Source organism: Arthrobacter nitrophenolicus (assembly GCF_045833485.1).
GTDB lineage: Bacteria > Actinomycetota > Actinomycetes > Actinomycetales > Micrococcaceae > Arthrobacter > Arthrobacter nitrophenolicus.
In genome coordinates this window covers 1,942,014-1,962,920 of record NZ_CP174504.1, presented here as the reverse complement: position 1 = coordinate 1,962,920, position 20,907 = coordinate 1,942,014, and the positions used below count along the sequence as shown (strand labels likewise).

The window sequence follows — 20,907 nt, the reverse complement described above, 5'->3', positions numbered from 1 at the left end:
ACCCGGGCAGGGAGTCACGTGGTGTCCGGCGCCGGCCGGACCAACCGAAGGTAGAGTCTGGTCACGTGAAGACGCTCGGCGTGGACCTGGCTGCGGCCACGAAGAAGACCGCGGTGGCTGTCATCGAGTGGAGCGGCGGTGCAGCGAAACTGGTGCACCTTGAACTCGATGTGGACGACCAGGGGATCGTGGACCTGTTCGGCACCTGCGACATGGCCGGCGTCGACTGTCCCGTGGGCTGGCCGGACGCGCTGGTCCCGTTCCTCACCGGGCACGCAGCGTTCGACGCCGGACCGGTCCTGGCGCACGACGGCATAGCCGGGCGGCGCCTCCTGGCCTACCGGGACACCGACCGGTTCGTCACCGCACGCACGGGCCTCATCCCGCTGAGCGTCTCCGCGGACCGGCTGGCCCATCCGGCCATGCGCTGCGCCGTGATCCAGGCAAAAGTCGCGGCGCTCCATGGACCGCATGCAAGGGACGGCTCCGGCCGGCTGGCGGAGGTCTATCCGGCGGCTTCGCTGAAGATCTGGGGGCTCAACGGGCGCGGCTACAAGGGACGCGGAATTCCCGAGGCGGAACGGCTCGGGGTGCTGCTGGACGCCCTGCGAAGCCAGGCGCCCTGGCTGGACCTGGCCGGGTACGGGGACAAACTGGCCGGATCGGACGACCTGTTCGACGCCGTCGTCGCTTCGCTCACCGCCCGCGCCGTGGCCCGCCGTCGCACGCTCCTGCCCGGCGAAACCCAGGCCGCCGCCGCGCTGACGGAGGGGTGGATCCACCTGCCGGCCTGCTCGTTGGAAGAGTTGGCGGACTAAAGCCGGTCAACCCCCAGCTTCCAGTCCCGGATCTCCTCCAGGTCTTCACCGTGCTCCCTGGTGTGGTCCCTCGCCCGCATGCGCCGGTCCTGCAGGTCCTGCCGCAGGAGCGAGTGCTTCTCGGCCAGCCCCGGAACGCGGTCAATCGCATCGATCGCCAACTGGAAACGGTCGATGCCGTTCAGCATGGCCATATCGAAGGGCGTTGTGGTGGTTCCCTCCTCCTTGTACCCGCGCACGTGCATGCCTTCCTGGTTGGTGCGGCGGTAGGTGAGCCGGTGGATCAGCGCCGGGTAGCCGTGGTAGGCGAAGATGATCGGCTTGTCCGTGGTGAAGATCCCGTCAAAATCCCGTGACGGGAGCCCGTGCGGGTGCTCACTCTCGTCCTGCAGCCGCATCAGGTCCACCACATTGACCACCCGGACCTTCAGCCCGGGAACGCCATCGCGGAGCAGTTCCGCCGCGGCCACGGTTTCCACGGTGGGGACGTCGCCCGCGCAGGCGAGGACCACGTCCGGCTCCTCACCGGGGACTTCGGACCCGGCGAACCCCCAGATTCCCAGCCCGCGCCGGCAATGGTGGGCGGCATCGGCCGGTCCCAGCCAGGTGGGGGACGGCTGCTTGCCGCTGACCACGATGTTCACGTAGTCCGTGGACGCCAGGCAGCCCTCCATGACGGACAGCAGGGTGTTCGCGTCCGGCGGCAGGTACACCCGGATCACCTCGGCTTTTTTGTTCACCGCATGGTCGATGAACCCCGGGTCCTGGTGCGAGAAGCCGTTGTGGTCCTGCTGCCAGACGTGCGAGGACAGCAGGTAGTTCAGTGACGCCACCGGCTGGCGCCACGGCAGCTTGCGGTGGACCTTGAGCCATTTGGCGTGCTGGTTGAACATGGAGTCGACTATGTGGATGAACGCCTCGTAGCAGCTGAACACCCCATGGCGTCCGGTCAGCAGGTAACCCTCGAGCCAGCCCTGGCACAGGTGCTCACTCAGGACCTCCATGACCCGGCCGGACCGGGCGAGGTGCTCGTCGACGTCGTCGATCCGGTACTGCCACACCTTGTCCGTGACCTCGTAGACGTTCTGCAGCCGGTTCGACGCCGTTTCGTCCGGGCCGAAGAGCCGGAAGTTTTCCATGTTCAGGGAGATGACGTCCCGCATCCATGAACCCAGCGTGATCATGGGACTCACCCGCTCCGTGCCGGGGGCCGGAACTTCCACTGCGTGGTCCCGGTACTGGGGCAGTTTCAGTGCGCGCCGGAGCAGGCCGCCGTTTGCGTGGGGCGTGGCGCTCATCCGGAAGTTCCCGGTTGGCGCCCCCTCGGCGACGTCGGGCCGGAGCCGGCCGTCGCCGTCGAACAGTTCCCCGGGGCGGTAGGACTTCAGCCACTCCTCAAGCTGCCGCAGGTGGTCCCCGTTGGTCCGCACCTCCGAGAGCGGGACCTGGTGGCTGCGCCACGTGCCCTCCACCTGCTTCCCGTCAACGCTGCGCGGCCCGGTCCAGCCCTTCGGCGAACGCAGCACGATCATGGGCCAGCGGGGTGCGGCCTGGTCCGTGGCATTCCGGGTTTCCGAGTTTTCGGCGGGGGCCCGGCAGGCGTCCTGGATGGCACGGATCTCCGCCATGCAACGGTCCAGCGCTTCGGCGAAGTCACGGTGCGCTTTTTCAAAGGCGTCGGGATCGTCCACCGTGACGAAATAGGGCTCGTGGCCGTAGCCGCGCAGCAACTGTTCCAGCTGCTGCTCCGGCATCCGTGCAAGGACGGTGGGGTTGGCGATCTTGTAGCCGTTGAGGTGCAGGATGGGCAGCACGGCACCGTCGGCTGCCGGGTCCAGGAAGTTGTGGGAGTGCCAGCTGGCGGCCAGCGGCCCGGTTTCAGCCTCGCCGTCGCCAATGACCACGGCGGTGACCAGTTGCGGGTTGTCGAACACCGAGCCGTAGGCGTGGGCAAGCGAGTAGCCAAGTTCACCGCCCTCGCTGATGGAGCCGGGGCTCTCCGGCGCGGCATGGCTGGGGATGCCGCCCGGGTAGGAGAACTGGCGGAAGAGCTCCGCCATGCCCTCGGCGTCGTTGCCCACGTGGGCGTAGATCTCCGAGTAAGTGCCTTCCAGCCAGGCATTGGCGACGACGGCGGGACCACCATGGCCGGGTCCGGCCACAAAAAGCATCTCGGTGGAGTCGCGGCGGATCACGCGGTTCAGGTGGGCGTAGACGAAATTAAGTCCGGGGGTGGTCCCCCAGTGTCCCAGCAGCCTGGACTTGGTGTGCTCCGCCGTGAGCGGTTCACGCAGCAGCGGGTTGGAGCGGAGGTAGATCTGGCCAACGGAAAGGTAGTTGGCGGCCCGCCACCAGCGGTCCACCAGTTCGAGTTCTTCATGCCCTGCGTCGTGCTGCACTGGATCGTCCTGCACTGCGTCGTCCTGCCCCATGCTGCCGGTCATAGCCATCCTCACGTCGCGTCCGCCGCCTTCCGGCAGCCGTCACTCCATCGCAACAGATGGGCCGGGCCGAGGCAACTGCCGGCGGCAGGATCGGGTCCGTCTTACGGCTTGACCAGCCGTAACACACGAGTTCCGGGATTCCTACCACCGGGTAGTGTGTAGCCAGAATGTTCACGCTGACTATCAATCAAACGGACAGCCGGCGCGATGGGGACCGGGTTCCGCAGCTTCTCAAGGACCTGCGGCATATTCCGGCGCGCCTGGACTTTGACCGCTCCGTGGAGGACGAGGTTCAGGGCATCGTCGACTGCCCGCACCAGGCGGTGGATGCGGCGCTGATCGCCCTGCGCAGCGGCTTATGGTATGTGGGGATCGGGGTGGGACCGGTGAACGAGCCGCTGCCCAACCAGATCAAGGATGCTTCCGGACACGGCCTGGTCTACGCGCGGCGGGCAGTGGACCGGCTGCGCAGCAGCAAGGACCGCGTTCCTGTGGCGGTGGAGGGTCCGCTGGCTGACGTGGCGCACGACGCCGAGGCGGTGCTCCGGCTGCTCGGCCACATTGTGCGCGACAGGTCCGGCGCCGAGTGGCGGGTGCTCGACCTGCTGACGCCCGGCGTCCGTGGGCAGCAGAAGGCCGTGGCGCAGGAGCTGGGCATCACCACCCAGGCCGTCAGCAAGGCGGTGGCGCGGGCGCAGTGGAACGAGGAGCACGCAGCACGGCCGGCGGCGGCCCGGCTGCTGGGACTGATCCTCGAGGTGCGCTGACCGGCAAAGCCGCCGGCCGCCGTCGGGACTGTATTTAGCTTGAGGTGGCCGCCAGCACAGGCTCCCCGTTGAAGTATTCAAGCTGCCACCCGTCGATGGTGTGGTGGTGCGCCAGGTTGAGGACGGCATTGTTGACGCTCGTCAGGGTCTGCCCGGTGGCGCGGCTCAGGGTGACGCGGAGCAGCGTGCCGTGCGTGACCACCAGGAGGCGCTGGCCGCGGAACTCGTCGGCGAGGGCTTCCAGCGCGGCGAGGCCGCGGGTTGCTGCCTCGTCCTCGCTCTCGGCGCCCTTGAAGCCGCCCGGGACGCGCAGGGCCTCCAGCTCGGGCCCTGCCTGCATGCCCTCGGCCGGGCCGAAGCTGCGTTCGGTCAGTTCCGGTACGCGCCGGGCCACTGCCAGGCCCAGGCCTTCGGCGATCAGGTCTGCTGTTTCGGCCGCACGGCTCAGCGGCGAGGAGACGATGGCGTCCCACTGGTACGGGGCGAGGACGGCGACGGCGTCACGCGCCTGGCCGCGGCCGACGTCGTTCAGGGGAATGTCAGTGGCTCCCTGCAGCCGGCGCTCGGCGTTCCAGTCAGTCTGGCCGTGGCGGACGAGGGCGAACGTCGTAAGGGTCATGGTTCCTATTCTGCCTTGGCTGGCGGCGGGGTCAGGACCAGGCAGCCCTCACCGTCCGCCCGCAGCCGGTTCACCGGGCCATCCGGACGTATCCCTAAAGGAGGCTGCGCAGCACGTGGGCGGCGCCGTCGTCGAACACTGAGTGGGTGACTTCGTCAGCCACGGCCAGCACTTCCTCCGGAGCCTGGCCCATGGCCACGCCCCGGCCTGCCCAGGCAAGCATCTCGATGTCATTCCGGCCATCGCCGATGGCAACGGTGAGGTCCGGATCGATGCCCAGCTGGAGGCGGAGGTTCTCCAGGGCGCTGGCCTTGGTGACCCCTGCTGCGGCAATGTCCAGCCACGCGGTCCAGCCCACGGAGTAGGTGACGCCGGCGAGTCCTATGTGGCGGATGGCCTCGTTGAACTCCTCCGGGGTGTTTTCGGTGCTGAACACCACCACGCGCACTGCCGTGGCTTCGAGCATGGTGTGGAAATCCACACCAACGGCTTCCACGCCGAAGCTGGCGTCCTGGAACCGCTCGGTGGAGAGGAAGTTGCCGTCAGCGTCCTCCAGGGCGTACTTGGCGGACGGCAGCCGTTCCCGGAGGGCGCGGAGTGCGGGGGCGGGATCGAAGGTTGCCTTGTGGATGACCTCGTAGCCGTCCTCCAGTTCGGGGTGAAGGCGCAGGGTCACGCCGCCGTTGCAGCACACGGCGTAGCCGCGCTCGATCCCGATCTTCTCGATGATGGGCAGGGTGGCATTCAGGGACCGGCCGGTGGCAATCATGACTTCATGTCCCACGCCCACTACGGCCTGCGCAGCTTCCCGGACACCCGGCGACATGTGGCCGTCATGGTTCACGAGCGTGCCGTCCACGTCCAGGGCGATCATGAGCTTCCGGCCATTCTGGCCCTCGGTGTTGTTCTGGTTTTCTCGCCGGTCATCGTTGCCGGCGACTGTGTTTTCAGTCAGCGTTGTCATTCATCTAGTAGAGCAGAAGGCCATGACACCGGGTAGGACGCGCGCCACAGGTTGGCTGAACACCGGGTTAATACTCACAGGTTGTCCCCCGTGTGAGTGTTTACCTTGGCAGCTCCACCGCCTCAACCCCTGGCTTGTTCGCCGTTCCGTGCCTTGATGGTTAGGAGTCGCGAACAAGCCCGGGAACGGCGCCGGGCCTCAGCGTTTCTGTCGTGGACGGAGGCCGGCAGCCAGGAGCTTGCGCTTAAGGCGGTCCGGGCTTTGGACATCACTCCAAGCCCACCGCACGAAGGTATACCCCAAGGCGCGGATCCGGTCTTCCCGGAGTTTCTCCCGGTAAACAGCTTCGTCTGCCGAGATCCCGCTCCGCATTGCCGGGTCAACATACTTCGCCTTGCCATCGAACTCGCCTACGACTCTTTGCCGCGGCCACCAGAAGTCACTCCTGCCGATGAAGCCGTTCCGGTCGTTAAATACCTGCTGGAGGACCGGCTGCTCGAATCCAAGGAACTCAAATGCAGCCCGGCTGTAGGATTCGCCCACCGATTCCGGCAGCGGGCTTGCCAGCGATGCCACGAACTCTGCCCGTTGCCGGGCCGCTTCATTAGGCTGCGCCGAGATGGCGGCTGCCATTTCAGGCACGGACATCAAACCTGACCCCGGCGCAATCGTCCATTGGCCACTTAGCCTGCGCGCGGCTCCGTCCGCCACAACCAACGCCTCGCTGAGCGCTGCGGAAGCCATAATGTCGGCCGTCACCTGGGCCAGTCCCACACAGAGGAATTCACCGTGGCGCACCGGCTCCATACCCGACCTGAGGCAGTAGCGGAGCGGATATGAGCGAATCTTCCGCGCCTCCAAGGCCGTGCTGTCCTCGCCCAGCACCTGAAGTGACGACTTCCTGGCACCGCTGCGTCCCGGCTGTGTGGTGGCAAGCTCAACGAAAGCCGGAGTGCCGAGAGTGGGCAGCCCGCTGGCCAGGGCAGCTGTTTGTCCGGTCAGTACTGCACCGTTGATTGACCTGGTGATTGCCACCGTCGACCAGGCGAAGCGGTGCGACGGTTGGGCCGCTACCCAGTCATTGGTGGGCACATAGAAACCGCGCCGGATCCGTACCAGTTTCCCGGCCCGGAATTCCCGGTGGATGCGGTCGGTGCCGGATCCTGTGCGCAGAACAGCGGCAGAGTCGATCAGTCCAGGCGGAACGTCCATCCCTCCAGAATGATGGCCGGACAGCCGGCGGTCAGGGGGACGGCCCTGCTATGTGGATAGCCGGGGAAAACGAAGGGCACCGGCAAACCATAGAGTTGCGCATCGGTCCCAGGCTTGTTCGCACATCCGGCCCTTGAGGGCACTGATCCGCGGACAAGCCTGGGAGCGACCAAACAAACCCGGGCTACAGAACCGGAAGCACCTCGAGGCCACCCAGGTACTTCTGCAGCGCCTTGGGGACGTTCACGGAGCCGTCAGCGTTCTGGTGGTGCTCCAGCAGCGCCACGATCCAGCGGGTGGTGGCCAGGGTGCCGTTGAGCGTGGCAACAGCCCGGGTGCCCTTGGCAACACCATCCGCATTAACAGCCCGCTCACGGATGTTGAGGCGGCGGGCCTGGAACGTGGTGCAGTTTGAGGTGGAGGTCAGCTCGCGGTAGGCGCCCTGCGTGGGGACCCACGCCTCGCAGTCGAACTTGCGGGCGGCGGAGGTGCCAAGGTCGCCGGCGGCGGTGTCGATGACGCGGTACGGCAGCTCGCACTTGGCCAGCATTTCCTCTTCCCACGCCAGCAGCCGCTGGTGCTCGGCGGCAGCTTCCTCAACCGTGGTGTAGATGAACATCTCCACTTTATTGAACTGGTGCACGCGGATGATGCCCCGGGTGTCCTTGCCGTGCGATCCCGCCTCGCGCCGGTAGCAGGAGCTCTGCCCGGCGTAGCGGATGGGGCCCGCCGAGAGATCCAGGATCTCGTCGGCGTGGTAGCCGGCCAGGGAAACCTCGGAGGTGCCCACCAGGTAAAGGTCGTCTTCGGCGAGACGGTAGATCTCGGCGTCGTGCTTCACATCGAAGCCGGTGCCCTGCATGGTTTCGGGACGCACCAGGGTGGGGGTGATCATCGGGACGAAGCCGTTCTCGATGGCCTGGTCCATGGCCATCTGCAGCAGGGCCATCTCCAGCCGGGCGCCCACGCCGCGGAGGAAGTAGAAGCGTGCGCCGGACACCTTGGCGCCGCGTTCCATGTCGATCGCGCCGATCAGCTCGCCGATCTCCAGGTGGTCGCGCGGCTCAAAGTCGGGAAATTCGCGCGGCGTACCGACGGTCTTGACCACAACGTAGTCGTCCTCGCCGCCCTCGGGAACGCCGTCCTCGATGAGGTTGGGGATGGTGCGCAGGAGTTCCTCCTGCTTGGTCTGCGCGGCATCGGCTTCGGCGGACGCCGCCTTGACCGAGTTGGCCAGTTCCTTGACCTCTGCCAGCAGGGCCTGCTTCTCCTCGCCCTTGGCCTGCGCCACCTTCTTGCCGAAGGCGTTCTGCTCGGCCCGCAGGTTTTCGAAGCGGATCAACGCTGCCCGGCGGGCGGAATCCGCGGCAATGATCGCGTCCACCACTGATTCGTCCGCGCCGCGGGCGCGCTGGCTGGCCCGGAACTTGTCCGGGTTTTCGCTGAGGTCTTTTACGTCGATCACCATCCAAGGGTATCCAAAAGAATGCACGACGTCGGGCGGTTACGGAGCGTGCCGGAACGGGCCGCCTTCCGCCGGGCTACTGTTGAACCACCATGAGCGACTGGATTCTCTACCTACTGATCGGGGTGGCGCTTGCCTTCGCCATCTCCAGCTGGTGGGGCGTGCGCAAGCTCAAGGCCCTCCACGTGCGCAGCGCAGTGGGCGGGGACGCCCATGAATCCGGGCTCACCCGGCAGCGGGTGGCGGTGATCCTGAACCCCATTAAGGCGCGGGCCGACGACGCCACCTACGCCATCCGGCGTGCCTGCCAGACTGCAGGCTGGGAAGAGCCGGCGTTTTTCGAGACCACCGCGGATGATCCCGGCTACTCCCAGACGCGGGCCGCCCTGGCAACCAAGCCCGACGTCGTCCTGGTGGGCGGCGGTGACGGCACGGTCCGGGTGGTGGCCGAGTCCCTGGCGCACACCGGCGTGGCCATGGGCATCGTTCCGCTGGGAACGGGAAACCTGCTGGCACGCAACCTGGAGCTGGACGTCAACGATCTGCAGGGCAACGTCCAGATTTCGTTGTTTGGCCGGCAGCGCTTCATCGACACGGCGCGGATGGGAATCACCAATTCCCGCACCGGGCACTCCTCCGAGCACGTCTTCCTGGTCATCGCTGGAATCGGCATGGACGCCGAGGTGCTTGCCGACACGAATGACGGACTGAAGAAGGCCGTGGGCTGGCTGGCCTACACCGAGGCCGGGATGCGGCACCTTCCCGGCCGGCGGAAGAAGGTTTCCATCTCGCTGGACGGCGGCCCCGAACAGGTCCGGAACATCCGCAGCGTGCTCTTTGCCAACTGCGGCCTGGTCCCGGGCGGCATCGATTTCATCCCGCAGGCGATGATCGACGACGGCATGCTGGACGTGGTGGTCATGAGCCCGCGCAGTGCCCTCGGCTGGCTGCTGATGTACATGAAGATCATGTTCAAGCACAGCGGAAAGCTGCCGATCATGACGGTCTACCGCTCCGGCAGGATCGTGATCGATTGCCCCGAGCCCATGCCCACCCAGCTCGACGGCGACACGTCAGGTGAGGCCACGCGGCTCACCGTGCAGGTGGATCCACGGTCGCTGCTGGTCAGGGTCAAAGGCCGGATGTAAGGACGACGCCGGCGGGTCCGGCGGGTGCCTTGGGGACGGATACGTTTTGTGTTGGGTAGTCCGGAGTGGGGAAACGGCTGGCGGGGTCCTAGTCGCTTGAGTCCTTGGCGGCCTCGGCGGCGGCCTTTGCTGCGGCGCGGGCTTCGGACTGCTCGCGGATCATGGCCTGTTCCTCTTCGAAGCGCAGGCGGTCAGCACGGTCTGCATCGTCACCGTCCCAGTCCTGGTTATCGGCGGTGGGCCGGGGATTGACAATCATTCCCTGGCCATCGTTCTCGGTGCTGCTGCTGGTCATGACCCGCTCCCTTCGTTAGGGGCCATCCGTATGGATCAAGTAAGCATACGCACTGTCCACAGCCCCGGGAAGTACCCGGAACGCCAATTGCCTACGCTGTGGGCGAAGCGGCGGAAGCGTTTTCCGCCGCTTCTGATGCCGGATCAAGGAGGGACGCCACCCATGCCTGCGCCGCAGCAAACGCGGCGTCGGAGGTGTGGGCTTCCTCTGCGGTTTCCTGTCCGTCGGCCCGCGGGTAGGAGCCGAGGAACCGGGTATTGGGGCTGATCCGGTGCAGGCCGGCGAGGGCATCGGCAACCCGGGCGTCGCCTACGTGGCCGTCGGCGTCGATACTGAAGAAGTAGTGCCCCAGGTACTGCCCCGTGGGGCGGGACTCGATCCGGCTCAGGTTCACGCCGCGGCTGGCGAACTGGTCCAGGATCTCCATCAGGGCACCCGGGCGGTCTTCCGGAAGGGGAACCACCACAGTGGTCTTGTCAGCACCTGTCCGCTCGGGGAGCAGGCCGGGCCGGCTGACAAGGACGAAGCGGGTCACGGCCCCGGGGTTGTCCCCGATGTTCTCGGCCAGCACGGAGAGCCCCGGCTGTTCCCGGGCCACGAGCGGCGCGCAGATCGCGGCGTCGTAGTGGCAGTCCTCGGCCAGCAGGCCCATTGCTGCGGCAGCCGTCGAGGATCCGGGCACGTATTCCGCAGCCGGAAGGTGCCTGTCCATCCACAGCCGGCACTGCGCCCAGGCATGGCCGTGGGTGGAGACCCGCCGCACGTCTTCCAGCCGGACACCGGGCCGGGCCACCAGGACGAAGCTGATGGGCACCAGGACCTCCCTGATGATCCGCAGTTCGGTGCCGCCGGCGATGGCGTCCAGGGTGGCGGTGACGCCGCCCTCCACCGAGTTCTCGATGGGAACCATCGCGGCGCCGGCGGATCCTTCGCGAACCAGGTCCAGCGCGGCGTTGACGTTCGACGCCGGGAGCCGGGTGGCCGCCGCGGCGTCCGGAACCTGCATCAGGGCGGCCTCGGTGAAGGTTCCCTCGGGACCGAGGAAGGCGTAGGTGGCCGGTATGGCGGGCATCAGAGGACGATCGGCTTCAGCCCGTTGTCCGAGACCAGGGGTTTTCCGAGCTCCAGCCACTGGTCCATGCCGCCGGCCACGTTGATGGCGGTGTAGCCCTGGCCGGTGAGCCACTGCGCCACCCGGAACGAGCGTCCGCCGGTGCGGCAGATGATGTAGAGGTCCTCGTCCGGGTCGAGCTCGTCGAGCCGGGCGGGGATCTGGTCCATGGGAATGTGCACTGCCCCCTCGGCGTGCCCCGCCACCCATTCATAGTCCTCCCGGACATCCAGCACCACGGCGCCGTCGGGGATGTCGTGGACGGGAACGGTATCGAAATCACTCATGGCAAGTCCTGTCGTGGCGGATCGGAGTCAGCTTAAAGCCTAGTGCTTTGGCCGGCGCCGGGCCCTGCGGAGCGGGCAAGTTACTCTTCTAGGGAATCCAAAGGAGGACGCGTGCCCGCAGACAAGCCCGGCATCCCGGCCGGCTCCACAACCGCCCGGACCGGCGCCGCCAGCCAGCGCACCGAACCGAAGCACGGTGGCTGAGCTCCACGAACTGTCCGCCGTCGAATTGCGCGGCAGCCTGCGGGATGGAGACGTTTCGGCAGCGCACGTTACCGCCCATTTCCTGGCGCGGATAGAGCAGCGCAACCCGATGCTTGGCGCCTTCATCACCGTCACGGCGGACCAAGCTATGGCGGAGGCGCGTGCAGCGGATGCCCGGCGTTCCGGCACGGCCCGGGAGGAACTGCCCGTCCTGCATGGCATGCCGCTGGCCTTCAAGGACCTCACGGACGTTGCGGGCGTCGTCACCACCCACGGAAGCGCCGCCCTGGAGCACAAGCCCGCACCGGCGGACGCGCCCCTGGTGGCGCTGATGAAGGAAGCCGGCGTGATTTGCCTGGGCAAGACGCAGGTTCCCGAGTTCGGCCTGACGGCCTACAGCGAAAACCGGATCGCGCCGCCGTCGCGCAATCCCCACGCTCCCAGCAGGAGCTCCGGCGGGTCCTCGGGCGGCAGCGCTGCCGCCGTGGCGGCAGGCCTGCTCCCCTTCGCTCCCGGGACCGACGGCGGCGGTTCCGTCCGCATCCCCGCGGCGGCCTGCGGGCTGGTGGGACTGAAGCCGGGCAGGGGCCTGGTGCCCGCCGGGGAGAGCCAGGGGGATCCTGCCCGGCTGGTGGTGCCGGGGCCACTCGCCAGAAGCGCCGCGGACGCAGCGCTGTTGCTGGATGCCATGGTGCCCGGCGGCGGGTACCTGCGGGCGATCGGGCAGGAGCCGCCCCGGCTGCGGATCGGCGTCACCCTGGACAGCCCCTGGTCCGGCACGTACCCGTTCACGCCGGAGCGGGAAGCGCTGGACGCCCTTGAGGCCGGGGAAAGGCTCCTGGCGCACGCCGGGCATGCGGTTGCCGACGCCGCCGTCCGCTATGACAACCGCTACCCGGAGGCTTTCACCACCGCCTGGACCGCGGGAGTGGGCGCTGCCCGGATCAGCCCGCAGCGTGAAGCCCTGCTTGCCCCGCTGACGCGCACCTTCCGCCGCCGGGCCCAGCAGCGCAGCCCGGCCAAGCTTGCCGAAGCACTCGCATTCCTGCGGAAGTTCCAGCAGGACACAGTGGCCCAGTATGCGCAGTGGGACCTGATGCTGATGCCGGCGTTAGCCCAGACGCCGCGTCCGGTGGGCTGGTTCACCGGGACCGCACACGGCGGTGACCGCTGGCCTGCCGCGCAGTGGCCGGGGGATGCCGACGGCGACTACCGGCGGCAGTGCGAATTCGCCCCATGGTCTTCAATGGTCAATGTGTGCGGACTGCCGGCCATCACCATTCCGGTGCATTGGACGGGCACGGCCCCCGGACAGGGCCTTCCGATGGGGATCCAGCTGGTGGGCCAGCCAGGTTCGGAGCTGCTGCTCCTGCAGGTGGCGCGCCAGCTGGGCTTCTAGCCGGCCTGATGTTGACCTGCACCTAACGCAGCTTTAACCCTCCTGTAACCCGGCAGGTACAGACTCTTAAGGGCGTCACCCATTGCATCCTCCACCTGGCCAATGCTCGACGAGGAGTTGCCCGCATGAACGCTGAAATCCCCGCCCCTGCCACCGGCAAAACCCGCTCCTTCGGGGATTCCCGGCCGGACCTGAGCAATGCCACGGTCCGGGAAGACCTCGCCATGACCGGCCGCTGCGCCCTGGTGCACCTTCCGACCGGCAGGACCTGCCTCCTCCCGCTCCGCCACCAGGGACCGTGCGAGTTCCACGGACCGCAGGAGGCCGAGTCGGTGGCCGGCGCTTCCTCCTGACAGCCCTCACGCGGATCCCGAATGTAGCCGCAGAGTGTCGACTCCCCCGCGGATCAGGAGGACGATTAAAGGGCAGTCACTATGAGGAGGTCTGTGATGTGCTACGGATACAACAAGGACTTCGGGTGGGAACGCAAGAAGGAAGCCGACCGCCGGCCTGAAGCCGAGCAGGACACTCCGGCGGAGACCCCGGAGCCGCGGATCAAGGCGCAGGACTACACGTTCTGGGCTTTCCCGAACTGGCGCAGGACGCCAACTCCCCGCACCCCCTCCGCTGAACGGAGCAGGGAACGGGTGTAACGCGCCGCTGACCACAGAAGGGCCTCCACTGGAGGCCCTTCTGCCGTGCAAGGCGCTTCCGGGCCGGCCCGTACCCGAGAGAATTGCCGGAGACAGGAGAATTGACGCATGCAGGGACAGTTCGTGCACGTGGCCGCCCTTCGAATGGACGCCGACGCCGATCCAGCAGCGCCGGGGGCAGCAATCACAGAAGCTTTGTGCGGCAGCTGGGAGCACCCTCCGCCCTGCCCGCTCGCTGCCCACCACACGGCAACCGAGCTGGTCGCCGGCACGCTGAGGCTGCGGACCATCTTCGCGGCGGAGGATGCCCAGGAAGGCGAGGTCCGCCGTCGGATCGGGGCGGCCCTCGGCCGCGGATCCATGGCCGGCCCGGACGGAAAATCCTCCCGGTGGACCCTGTTGGAAGCTGCACCGGGCGAACTCACGGCGGCGGAACGCGAGCATGTGGAGCGCATCGCCGGCACGTAGCAGTGTTGTGCCGGCCGAAACCCTCCGGCTAAGGTGGCATGGTAAGCATGCTTATGATCGCGGAAGGGGACGGTAATGAGTGCTGGACAGTACACACCGGGGACCGGGGGCCAGCCAGAGCCGGGGCCCGACAAGAACTACCAGGCTGAACGCGCCGGCGGAACCGCAGCTCCGAACCAGGGGCGGGCAGGTGCGCCCACCGGCCCCGCGCCTACAAGTCCCGTGACGTCCGGCCCTGCAGCCTCCCAGCCCGCGGCGGTCGAACCGCGGGTGACGCGCGCCGGCGTCGTCTGGGCTGCCGTGGTGGCAGCGCTGGTCCTGCTGATCCTGCTCATCGTCTTCATCCTGCAGAACCAGGACCTGGTGCTGGTCCGGTTCCTTGGCTTCGAAGGTGCCGTCCCGCTGGGCATGGCCCTGTTCATCGCCAGCGTTACCGGCGGGGTCCTGGTGGCGGTGGCCGGTGGCGCCCGCATTCTTCAGCTCCGCGCCAACGCCCGCCGCGCGCGGACCGGCCAGCGCAGGTAGGCCAGCGCACCAACCTACGTTGCTCTATCACTTGTGGTCCCTAAGCCCCGGGTTTAGGGACCACAAGTGATAGAGCAATCTGGATTTTAGTAGGTATATGATCCGCTGGTGCCGGCGTAGGCAAGCCCGATGATGAGCAGCAGCCAGAACGCCCCGTAGCCCAGCAGGCACAGGTAGCCCAGCACCAGTCCCGTGATGGACATACCCTTGCCGGACGGCTCGCGCTTGAGCGCCATATGCCCGGTCACAATCGCCGCAATCTGCGGGAGCAGCAGCCACCCCATGATGACGGAGGCGATGCCGCACACCATGCTGGCGATGCTCAGCGTCTTGGGCTCGGCAGGCGCACCGTAGTAGGAAGGCTGCCCATAGGGGCCTGCCGGCTGGGAGTATGGCGCGGTTCCCGGCGCGTACTGGCCGCCGCCGTACTGGCTTCCACCGTATTGTCCGCCGTACTGGTTGCCCTGGGCGTAGGGTCCCTGGCCATAGGCCGGCTGGGACGGCGCGTCCGATCCGTACGGCGCGGACGGCGCGTCCGATCCGTACGGCGGCACGAAGCGGGGCGGCTCGTACCCGGACGGGGTTTCAGCGCCCGACGGCGGTACCCCGGGCTCGGAGGCGGGTTTGCGCGAGGAGTCGGGCCACTGGGAATCAGGGCGCTGGGAAGGCTGGTCAGTCATGGTTTTCCCCCTGGAATTTTGGTTCCAGCCTATCGCCTGCCCCGCTTCCCGGACCCGTCAATGCAGGACGAGTTTCACCGCCAGGGCGAGCATGACGATACCGATCACCAGGTCCACCACGCGCCAGGTCCGGGGGCTGCCCAGGACGCCTGCGAGCGCGCGCGCACCGTAGCCCAGCGCCGAGAACCACAGGACACTGCCCGCTACCGCCCCGCCGGCATACACCCACCGCAGGTCCGGGCCCTGCTGGTTGGCGAGGCTGCCCACCAGCACCACGGTGTCGAGGTACACGTGCGGGTTCAGGAAAGTCAGCGCCACCGTTGTGGCCACCACGGATCCCTTTGACCGGGGCGGTTCATCGTGGAGGCCGGAGGGCTTCAGCGCAGCGGCAAACGACCTGATGGCGAACCACACCAGGTAGACGGCGCCGCCCCAGCGCAGCACCTCCAGCGCCTCGGGGAAGCGGGTGACCAGGGCGCCGATCCCGGCGGTGCCGCCGAGGATGAGGGCGGCGTCGCCCACCATGCACACGGCCACGACGGCGCCGATGTGTTCCCGGCGGATCCCCTGCCGCAGGACGAAGGCGTTCTGCGCGCCGATCGCCACGATCAGAGCCAAGCCCGTCAGCATTCCGATGATTCCTGTCATCCACATGCCTCCGACGGTACGGAGGTAAGAAGATGAAGACAAACGATTGATTCTTAGGGATCATTAGAATTACTTCATGAACTTCGAACACCTCCGCGCCCTCACCGCTGTCATCGATGAAGGCACCTTCGAGGCTGCTGCAGACCTCCTGCGGCTCACGCCGTCGGCTGTCAGCCAGCGCATCAAGGCACTGGAAGCTTCGACAGGCCAGGTCCTGGTGCGCCGCCGTGTGCCCTGCACCGCCACCGACGCCGGGGTGGTGCTGCTTCGGATGGCGCGCCAGGTGCAGGTCCTGGAAGCGGAAGCTTCGGCAGCCCTCGGCAACGGCGTCGCGTCGCGCGCCCAGCTGCCGGTCGCCGTCAACGCTGATTCGCTGGCCACCTGGTTCGTTCCGGTCCTGCACGAAGCCGCAGGCTGGCAGGACACCACGCTCGACCTGCACGTCGAAGACCAGGGCTACAGCAGCCAGCTCCTGCGCCAGGGCGACGTCATGGGCGCCGTGACCTCCGATCCCGTCCCCGTCAACGGCTGCCGGGTGGAACTGCTGGGCCATATGCGGTACATCCCGGTGGCCGCCGCCGGCCTGCACCGGCAGTTCGGAGGTGCCGGCGGTGCGGACTGGGCGGACATGCCGGTGCTGAAGTTCAATGCCAAGGACAACCTCCAGCGCCAGCTGCTGGCGGCCAAGGGCGTGGAACAGTCGCCTCCGACGCACACCGTCCCCTCGTCCGAGGGCTTCCTGGCAGCCATCAAAGCCGGGCTGGGCTGGGGCATGGTTCCGGAACTGCAGCTTGGTAATGAGCTGTCCGAGGGGTCACTGGTGCTGCTGCAAGAGGACGTCCACGAGGACGTGCCCCTCTACTGGCAGTCCTGGACCCTCGACTCGGCGCGGCTGCACCGGATCACCCGGACCATCCGGGACGCCGGCCGTCACCGGCTGCTGCCCGCCGCGGCGGAGCGCAGGACGGGCAAGGGGCCTAGCGGGTCCAGTACGGCAGGACGTACACGGCGAAGATAACGAAAGCAGCGAGGAGTGCCAGCCTGCCGGCACTTGTTCCGCCGTGCGGATGTGCCTTGATGCTCCTGCCGGGCCGGGCGGTTCCCGGTTGGCTGCCGCCGGGGAGTCCACGCCCGGCCGGATGCCGCGCGATGCTGCCGCTGCGGGTCCGGTTGCCGCCCGCATTGGCCCCCTCCGCGCGCGGGCCTTCCGTACGCTGGCTTTCCGTGCGCTGGCTTTCCGTATGCGCGCCTCCGGGTGGCAACCCTCCCGCCGGGCGGACCACGGTTCCAGGCCGCACATTCCGGAAGGCAGTGATGCCGGGCTCCTGTTCGTGCGTGAGCTGCTGGCCGAGGTGCTCGTACAGCCCCACCACCGCCTTCTGGTCCAGCACGGCCGGCAACGACTCGATGGCCCCCACGACGCGCTGCGCCCCGGCGACGGCGACGTCGGAGTTGGTGACGCCGAACAGGTCCGGCTGGGCGGCCATGCAGATGAGCGGCCGGACCAGCCTGCGGTACGGCGGAGAAAGGATGGACGCGACGGCGGCACACTGCGCCAGCGCACCCTCCACCGCCTGGGTACGTGCGTAGCGGCCCTGCCAGAGCACCCCGGATGCCACCCGCACCTCACCGGTCCAGTTCTTGGCATCCACCACCACAACGCCGCCGGGGCCGACCAGCACGTGGTCCAGGTTGGCCTTCGGGCGCCCCGGCCAGTGCACGTCGTGCAGGACGTACCAGCCGCGGGGAACCAGCTCACTCAGCTTGTCCGCCACCACCCGTTCGCCCGCGGCCCCCGCGTCCCACGCCTTCGTGGCACGCTCGGCCTGGTCGAGCTGGCGCTTGAGCCTGGCAACCCGCTCAGCAGCCAGCCGGGACTGCTCGGCCGCTCCGTCTCCTGCCCCCATGGTTGGTCCCTGCTTCCCTGCCGTCGCGACGGCGGCGGCAGGCCGCCGTCGTCCTTGCCTGCGGATGTTCTTCCGGATTTTCCGAAAGTAACAGGGCGTGCAGGGGCCGGTATATAAGTACTTTTCGCCCGTGTACTCAGGTTGGCTACTTGGTTCACGGCCCTGCTGTTGATGACGTGCCGCCGTCACAGGGGCCGGAATGTGGGCGGTTCGTTTTGACTGCCGCGAGGTTCTGGCATGCTGGTGCCATGGCTAGCCGCGCGGGCACACTTGCCCAACCCCAGGACCTTGTTGACATCACTGCGCTCCTCGACGCGTACTACGACATCACGCCGGACCTCGCTGATCCGGGGCAGCGCGTTGTGTTCGGCACCTCCGGGCACCGCGGATCCAGCCTCAAGGCGTCGTTCAACGAAAAGCACATCGTTGCCATCACGCAGGCCATCGTGGAGTACCGGGCAGCGCAGGGCGTCACCGGTCCCCTGTTCCTGGCCAAGGACACGCACGCGCTGAGCGAACCGGCGCAGAACAGCGCGCTGGAGGTACTGGCTGCCAACGGTGTCCAGGTCCTCGTCGACGCCCGGCACGGTTACACCCCCACGCCGGCCCTGAGCCACGCGATCCTCACTTACAACCGGAAGGCCGCACCCGGGGCACCGCAGGCTGACGGCATCGTGGTGACCCCCAGCCACAACCCGCCCGCGGACGGCGGCTTCAAGTACAACCCTCCGCACGGCGGCCCCGCCGACTCCGACGCCACCGGCTGGATTGCCAACCGCGCCAACGAACTGCTCGAAAACGACCTCCGCGGGGTGAAGCGGATCCCGGTCGCCGAGGCCCTGGCCGCCGACACCACCGGCAAGTTCGACTTCCTCAGCAGCTATGTCGACGACCTGCCGTCCGTGCTCAACCTTGACGCAATCCGCGAGGCCGGCGTCAGGATCGGCGCCGACCCCATGGGCGGGGCGTCCGTTGACTACTGGGGCGAGATCGGCGAGCGGCACCAGCTGAACCTGACCGTCGTGAACCCCACCGTGGACCCGCAGTGGGCGTTCATGACCTTGGACTGGGACGAGAAGATCCGGATGGACTGCTCGTCGCCGTCGGCCATGGCATCCCTCATCCAGCGGATGTCCGACGCTTCCTCCTCCGGCCAGCCGGCCTTCGACGTGGCCACGGGCAACGACGCCGACGCCGACCGGCACGGCATCGTCACCCCCGACGGCGGGCTGATGAATCCCAACCACTACCTCGCCGTCGCCATCGACTACCTGTACCGGAACCGCAGCGGCTGGAACCCTGCCTCGGTGGTGGGCAAGACCCTGGTGTCCTCCTCCATCATCGACCGCGTGGCACAAAGCCTGGGCCGGAAGCTTGTTGAGGTCCCGGTGGGCTTCAAGTGGTTCGTGCCCGGCCTGCTGTCCGGCGAGGGCGCCTTCGGCGGCGAGGAATCGGCCGGCGCCTCGTTCAACAAGAAGGACGGCAGCGTCTGGACCACCGACAAGGACGGCATCCTGCTGGCCCTGCTCGCGTCCGAGATCACCGCCGTCACGGGCAAGTCCCCGTCCCAGCTGTACAAGGGCCTGACGGACCGGTTCGGTTCGCCGGTCTACGCCCGGATCGACGCCGCCGCCACGCGCGAGCAGAAGGCCAAGCTGGGCAAGCTGTCCGCTGCGGACGTCACCGCGACGTCCCTGGCGGGCGAGGAGATCACGGCGAAGCTCACCGAGGCGCCGGGCAACGGCGCTTCCATCGGCGGGCTCAAGGTGGTCACGGAGAACGCCTGGTTTGCTGCGCGCCCGTCCGGCACCGAGGACGTGTACAAGATTTACGCCGAGTCCTTCAAGGGCGAGGAGCACCTCAAGCAGGTGCAGGCCGAGGCCAAGGCGCTGGTGGACGGCGTCATCGCCTAGGCGGTTTCCTTCCCCGGATCCAGGGTCCACAGGCGGAGGACGCGCCGGATGGTGTGGTCACCATCCGGCGCCATGTCCACCAGGGCGATCCGGTCCAGCACGACGGCGTCGCCCGGGTTCAGCCGCTTCAGGCCAGGGCCGGTGCCGTGGTGCGAAACGTGCGGGCGGTAGCCGGAAAGGGTGTGGCGCGGCGTAAGGATCCTGCCCTCCACGGCGGCGACTGCCTGGACCAGGGCCTCATGCAGGGCCTGGAGCGCCGGATGCGGCTCCACCAGGCTGACGGCCACGGAACCGTTCCGCCCGAAGGCCGCGTCCTCCGCTACCGCCAGGCGGGCGCCAAGCGCGGCCCGCGCAGGAGCGTCGGCAAGGGCGGCGACGCGATCCGCCGCGTCGGCACTGTCCGGACTGCCGGCGTCGAACCTCACCAGGGTGATGTGCAGCGGCCAGTCCGTGCGCGGGAAGACGGCATCCCCGGCCACCGGTTCGACGAATGCCACGAAAATGAGGTTGCGCGGTGGCTTCCGGAGCTGTGCAGGCATGGCCCCAGTCTCCCACCGCCCCCCCCCTTAAACACCGATGCTCTATCACTTATGGCTCCCATTTCGGGCGGATAAGGACCATAAATGATAGAGCATCCGAAGTATTAGACGGTGCGGACGACGTCCTGGTAGGCGAACTTGGGCTTGGCTTCGCCCCAGGCGTCCTCACCGGGCTGGCCGATGTTGACCACCAGGAAGCTCTTCTGGTCTCCGGCGGGGAAGAAGGCCTCGTCGATCGCGCCGAAGTCGGCGCCGGTCATGGGGCCTGCCGCGAAGCCGAGGGAGCGGACGGCCAGGATGAAGTAGCCGGCCTGCAGGTGCGCGTTGTTGTTGCCGGTGGCCGCGGCCAGTTCCGGGTTGGCGTCGTACATCGCCTTGGGGGCGTTGTAGCCCGGGAGGAAGTTGTCCCACTGGCCGGCCCAGTCGGTGTCGTAGCTGAGAATGGCCACCAGCGGGGCGGAGGCGGTCTTGGCGCGGTTGCCGGGCATGAGCGCGTCCACGAGCTTGGCGCGGGCTTCGTCGGAACGGACGTAGGTGATGCGCAAGGGCTGGGAGTTGAAGGCGGTGGGGCCGAACTTGGTGAGTTCGTAGATGGCCTGGGCCTGTTCCTCGGTGACTTCACCGGTGAAGGTGTTGGCGGTGCGGGCCTCGGCGAAAATGGCGTCGACGGCGGCCGAATCGATAACCGCTTCTTCGTGGGCAATGGTCATTTGCATACCTTTCGCTGCGCCTCCCCGCCTGCCGGGTCGGCCTCTTCGCTGTCCATACTTGCAACTTCAACCTCTGCCCTGCTCTTCCCGAAAATCACGTGACCTTAGCCACAGCGGCCGGGACAAACGGC

The 20,907-nt window shown here is 67.7% G+C and carries 23 protein-coding genes; 10 read left to right on the top strand and 13 right to left on the bottom strand.

Going from position 1 to position 20,907, the window contains the following annotated elements; all coding sequences use genetic code 11:
- Window positions 1-65 precede the first annotated feature (65 nt).
- Window positions 66-818: a DUF429 domain-containing protein gene (locus ACJJV6_RS09190; RefSeq protein WP_407710370.1), complete on the top strand. Its 753-nt coding sequence runs from the start codon at window positions 66-68 to the stop codon at window positions 816-818.
- Here ACJJV6_RS09190 and ACJJV6_RS09185 read toward each other — a convergent pair.
- Window positions 815-3,262: a phosphoketolase gene (locus ACJJV6_RS09185; protein WP_407710369.1), complete on the bottom strand. Its 2,448-nt coding sequence runs from the start codon at window positions 3,260-3,262 to the stop codon at window positions 815-817. The two genes, ACJJV6_RS09190 and ACJJV6_RS09185, sit on opposite strands and share 4 nt — an antisense overlap.
- 167 nt (window positions 3,263-3,429) lie before the next feature.
- On the opposite strand from ACJJV6_RS09185, the gene ACJJV6_RS09180 reads away from it, so the two are divergent.
- Window positions 3,430-4,029, top strand: a complete 600-nt coding sequence (locus ACJJV6_RS09180; protein WP_009358397.1) for a hypothetical protein — start codon at window positions 3,430-3,432, stop codon at window positions 4,027-4,029.
- A gap of 34 nt (window positions 4,030-4,063) precedes the next feature.
- Here the strand turns inward: ACJJV6_RS09180 and ACJJV6_RS09175 are convergent, their stop codons facing one another.
- From ACJJV6_RS09175 to serS, 4 genes are all read right to left on the bottom strand, one after another.
- Entirely contained in the window at window positions 4,064-4,648 is a 585-nt protein-coding gene (locus ACJJV6_RS09175; protein ID WP_133349627.1) for a histidine phosphatase family protein, read from the bottom strand.
- Between the two features lie 94 nt (window positions 4,649-4,742).
- The gene (locus ACJJV6_RS09170) at window positions 4,743-5,612 is read right to left on the bottom strand and encodes an HAD family hydrolase (RefSeq protein WP_407710368.1); all 870 of its coding nucleotides are present in this window, start codon (window positions 5,610-5,612) and stop codon (window positions 4,743-4,745) included.
- 198 nt (window positions 5,613-5,810) lie between these two features.
- Complete coding sequence (locus ACJJV6_RS09165; RefSeq protein WP_407710367.1) at window positions 5,811-6,824, bottom strand: hypothetical protein; 1,014 nt, start codon at window positions 6,822-6,824, stop codon at window positions 5,811-5,813.
- A 184-nt stretch (window positions 6,825-7,008) separates the two neighbouring features.
- Window positions 7,009-8,289 carry a serine--tRNA ligase gene (gene serS, locus ACJJV6_RS09160; RefSeq protein WP_133349787.1) on the bottom strand — a complete coding sequence of 427 codons (1,281 nt, stop codon included), beginning with the start codon at window positions 8,287-8,289 and terminating at the stop codon, window positions 7,009-7,011.
- A 92-nt stretch (window positions 8,290-8,381) separates the two neighbouring features.
- On the opposite strand from serS, the gene ACJJV6_RS09155 reads away from it, so the two are divergent.
- Window positions 8,382-9,437 carry a diacylglycerol kinase family protein gene (locus ACJJV6_RS09155; protein ID WP_354176808.1) on the top strand — a complete coding sequence of 352 codons (1,056 nt, stop codon included), beginning with the start codon at window positions 8,382-8,384 and terminating at the stop codon, window positions 9,435-9,437.
- 88 nt (window positions 9,438-9,525) lie between these two features.
- Here the strand turns inward: ACJJV6_RS09155 and ACJJV6_RS09150 are convergent, their stop codons facing one another.
- From ACJJV6_RS09150 to ACJJV6_RS09140, 3 genes are all read right to left on the bottom strand, one after another.
- The gene (locus ACJJV6_RS09150) at window positions 9,526-9,732 is read right to left on the bottom strand and encodes a hypothetical protein (protein WP_009358403.1); all 207 of its coding nucleotides are present in this window, start codon (window positions 9,730-9,732) and stop codon (window positions 9,526-9,528) included.
- Between the two features lie 91 nt (window positions 9,733-9,823).
- A complete protein-coding gene (pheA, locus tag ACJJV6_RS09145) occupies window positions 9,824-10,804 on the bottom strand; it encodes a prephenate dehydratase (protein ID WP_407710366.1) in 981 nt (326 codons plus the stop codon).
- On the bottom strand, window positions 10,804-11,130 hold the full coding sequence (locus ACJJV6_RS09140; RefSeq protein WP_407710365.1) for a rhodanese-like domain-containing protein: 327 nt from the start codon (window positions 11,128-11,130) through the stop codon (window positions 10,804-10,806). The genes pheA and ACJJV6_RS09140 overlap by 1 nt, the downstream gene beginning before the upstream one ends.
- Before the next feature lie 196 nt (window positions 11,131-11,326).
- Between ACJJV6_RS09140 and ACJJV6_RS09135 the strand changes: the two genes are divergently transcribed.
- The 5 genes from ACJJV6_RS09135 (at window position 11,327) to ACJJV6_RS09115 (ending at window position 14,379) form a co-directional block, all read left to right on the top strand.
- Complete coding sequence (locus tag ACJJV6_RS09135) at window positions 11,327-12,733, top strand: amidase (RefSeq protein WP_407710364.1); 1,407 nt, start codon at window positions 11,327-11,329, stop codon at window positions 12,731-12,733.
- A gap of 125 nt (window positions 12,734-12,858) precedes the next feature.
- On the top strand, window positions 12,859-13,086 hold the full coding sequence (locus tag ACJJV6_RS09130; RefSeq protein ID WP_407710363.1) for a hypothetical protein: 228 nt from the start codon (window positions 12,859-12,861) through the stop codon (window positions 13,084-13,086).
- 96 nt (window positions 13,087-13,182) lie between these two features.
- Window positions 13,183-13,386, top strand: coding sequence for a hypothetical protein (locus tag ACJJV6_RS09125; RefSeq protein ID WP_407710362.1), 204 nt, complete (start codon window positions 13,183-13,185; stop codon window positions 13,384-13,386).
- Between the two features lie 108 nt (window positions 13,387-13,494).
- Window positions 13,495-13,854 (top strand): hypothetical protein, encoded by a 360-nt coding sequence (locus ACJJV6_RS09120; RefSeq protein WP_407710361.1) that lies wholly within the window; start codon window positions 13,495-13,497, stop codon window positions 13,852-13,854.
- 75 nt (window positions 13,855-13,929) lie between these two features.
- A complete protein-coding gene (locus ACJJV6_RS09115; protein WP_407710360.1) occupies window positions 13,930-14,379 on the top strand; it encodes a lipopolysaccharide assembly LapA domain-containing protein in 450 nt (149 codons plus the stop codon).
- Between the two features lie 86 nt (window positions 14,380-14,465).
- Here ACJJV6_RS09115 and ACJJV6_RS09110 read toward each other — a convergent pair whose 3' ends face one another.
- Both ACJJV6_RS09110 and ACJJV6_RS09105 read right to left on the bottom strand, forming a co-directional pair.
- Complete coding sequence (locus ACJJV6_RS09110) at window positions 14,466-15,059, bottom strand: DUF4190 domain-containing protein (RefSeq protein WP_407710359.1); 594 nt, start codon at window positions 15,057-15,059, stop codon at window positions 14,466-14,468.
- A gap of 57 nt (window positions 15,060-15,116) precedes the next feature.
- Entirely contained in the window at window positions 15,117-15,689 is a 573-nt protein-coding gene (locus tag ACJJV6_RS09105) for a LysE/ArgO family amino acid transporter (RefSeq protein ID WP_009358412.1), read from the bottom strand.
- Between the two features lie 94 nt (window positions 15,690-15,783).
- On the opposite strand from ACJJV6_RS09105, the gene ACJJV6_RS09100 reads away from it, so the two are divergent.
- Complete coding sequence (locus tag ACJJV6_RS09100; protein WP_009358413.1) at window positions 15,784-16,725, top strand: LysR family transcriptional regulator ArgP; 942 nt, start codon at window positions 15,784-15,786, stop codon at window positions 16,723-16,725.
- Here ACJJV6_RS09100 and ACJJV6_RS09095 read toward each other — a convergent pair.
- Window positions 16,685-17,614: a nuclease-related domain-containing protein gene (locus ACJJV6_RS09095; RefSeq protein ID WP_354176803.1), complete on the bottom strand. Its 930-nt coding sequence runs from the start codon at window positions 17,612-17,614 to the stop codon at window positions 16,685-16,687. The genes ACJJV6_RS09100 and ACJJV6_RS09095 overlap by 41 nt on opposite strands.
- Before the next feature lie 248 nt (window positions 17,615-17,862).
- Here ACJJV6_RS09095 and pgm point away from each other — a divergent pair, with 248 nt between their 5' ends.
- A complete protein-coding gene (pgm, locus tag ACJJV6_RS09090; protein WP_354176802.1) occupies window positions 17,863-19,527 on the top strand; it encodes a phosphoglucomutase (alpha-D-glucose-1,6-bisphosphate-dependent) in 1,665 nt (554 codons plus the stop codon).
- Here pgm and ACJJV6_RS09085 read toward each other — a convergent pair.
- Complete coding sequence (locus tag ACJJV6_RS09085; protein ID WP_009358415.1) at window positions 19,524-20,066, bottom strand: 2'-5' RNA ligase family protein; 543 nt, start codon at window positions 20,064-20,066, stop codon at window positions 19,524-19,526. The genes pgm and ACJJV6_RS09085 overlap by 4 nt on opposite strands.
- 104 nt (window positions 20,067-20,170) lie before the next feature.
- Window positions 20,171-20,776, bottom strand: coding sequence for a malonic semialdehyde reductase (locus ACJJV6_RS09080; RefSeq protein ID WP_009358416.1), 606 nt, complete (start codon window positions 20,774-20,776; stop codon window positions 20,171-20,173).
- Window positions 20,777-20,907: the final 131 nt, after the last annotated feature.

What these genes read in the sequence shown, in the direction of transcription:
- ACJJV6_RS09185 (WP_407710369.1), bottom strand. Translation starts at nt 3,262, where the DNA reads ATGACCGGCAGCATGGGGCAGGACGACGCAGTGCAGGACGATCCAGTG.
- ACJJV6_RS09180 (WP_009358397.1), top strand. Translation starts at nt 3,430, where the DNA reads ATGTTCACGCTGACTATCAATCAAACGGACAGCCGGCGCGATGGGGAC.
- ACJJV6_RS09175 (WP_133349627.1), bottom strand. Translation starts at nt 4,648, where the DNA reads ATGACCCTTACGACGTTCGCCCTCGTCCGCCACGGCCAGACTGACTGG.
- ACJJV6_RS09170 (WP_407710368.1), bottom strand. Translation starts at nt 5,612, where the DNA reads ATGACAACGCTGACTGAAAACACAGTCGCCGGCAACGATGACCGGCGA.
- ACJJV6_RS09165 (WP_407710367.1), bottom strand. Translation starts at nt 6,824, where the DNA reads ATGGACGTTCCGCCTGGACTGATCGACTCTGCCGCTGTTCTGCGCACA.
- ACJJV6_RS09155 (WP_354176808.1), top strand. Translation starts at nt 8,382, where the DNA reads ATGAGCGACTGGATTCTCTACCTACTGATCGGGGTGGCGCTTGCCTTC.
- ACJJV6_RS09150 (WP_009358403.1), bottom strand. Translation starts at nt 9,732, where the DNA reads ATGACCAGCAGCAGCACCGAGAACGATGGCCAGGGAATGATTGTCAAT.
- pheA (WP_407710366.1), bottom strand. Translation starts at nt 10,804, where the DNA reads ATGCCCGCCATACCGGCCACCTACGCCTTCCTCGGTCCCGAGGGAACC.
- ACJJV6_RS09140 (WP_407710365.1), bottom strand. Translation starts at nt 11,130, where the DNA reads ATGAGTGATTTCGATACCGTTCCCGTCCACGACATCCCCGACGGCGCC.
- ACJJV6_RS09130 (WP_407710363.1), top strand. Translation starts at nt 12,859, where the DNA reads ATGAACGCTGAAATCCCCGCCCCTGCCACCGGCAAAACCCGCTCCTTC.
- ACJJV6_RS09125 (WP_407710362.1), top strand. Translation starts at nt 13,183, where the DNA reads ATGTGCTACGGATACAACAAGGACTTCGGGTGGGAACGCAAGAAGGAA.
- ACJJV6_RS09120 (WP_407710361.1), top strand. Translation starts at nt 13,495, where the DNA reads ATGCAGGGACAGTTCGTGCACGTGGCCGCCCTTCGAATGGACGCCGAC.
- ACJJV6_RS09115 (WP_407710360.1), top strand. Translation starts at nt 13,930, where the DNA reads ATGAGTGCTGGACAGTACACACCGGGGACCGGGGGCCAGCCAGAGCCG.
- ACJJV6_RS09110 (WP_407710359.1), bottom strand. Translation starts at nt 15,059, where the DNA reads ATGACTGACCAGCCTTCCCAGCGCCCTGATTCCCAGTGGCCCGACTCC.
- ACJJV6_RS09105 (WP_009358412.1), bottom strand. Translation starts at nt 15,689, where the DNA reads ATGCTGACGGGCTTGGCTCTGATCGTGGCGATCGGCGCGCAGAACGCC.
- ACJJV6_RS09100 (WP_009358413.1), top strand. Translation starts at nt 15,784, where the DNA reads ATGAACTTCGAACACCTCCGCGCCCTCACCGCTGTCATCGATGAAGGC.
- ACJJV6_RS09095 (WP_354176803.1), bottom strand. Translation starts at nt 17,614, where the DNA reads ATGGGGGCAGGAGACGGAGCGGCCGAGCAGTCCCGGCTGGCTGCTGAG.
- pgm (WP_354176802.1), top strand. Translation starts at nt 17,863, where the DNA reads ATGGCTAGCCGCGCGGGCACACTTGCCCAACCCCAGGACCTTGTTGAC.
- ACJJV6_RS09085 (WP_009358415.1), bottom strand. Translation starts at nt 20,066, where the DNA reads ATGCCTGCACAGCTCCGGAAGCCACCGCGCAACCTCATTTTCGTGGCA.
- ACJJV6_RS09080 (WP_009358416.1), bottom strand. Translation starts at nt 20,776, where the DNA reads ATGACCATTGCCCACGAAGAAGCGGTTATCGATTCGGCCGCCGTCGAC.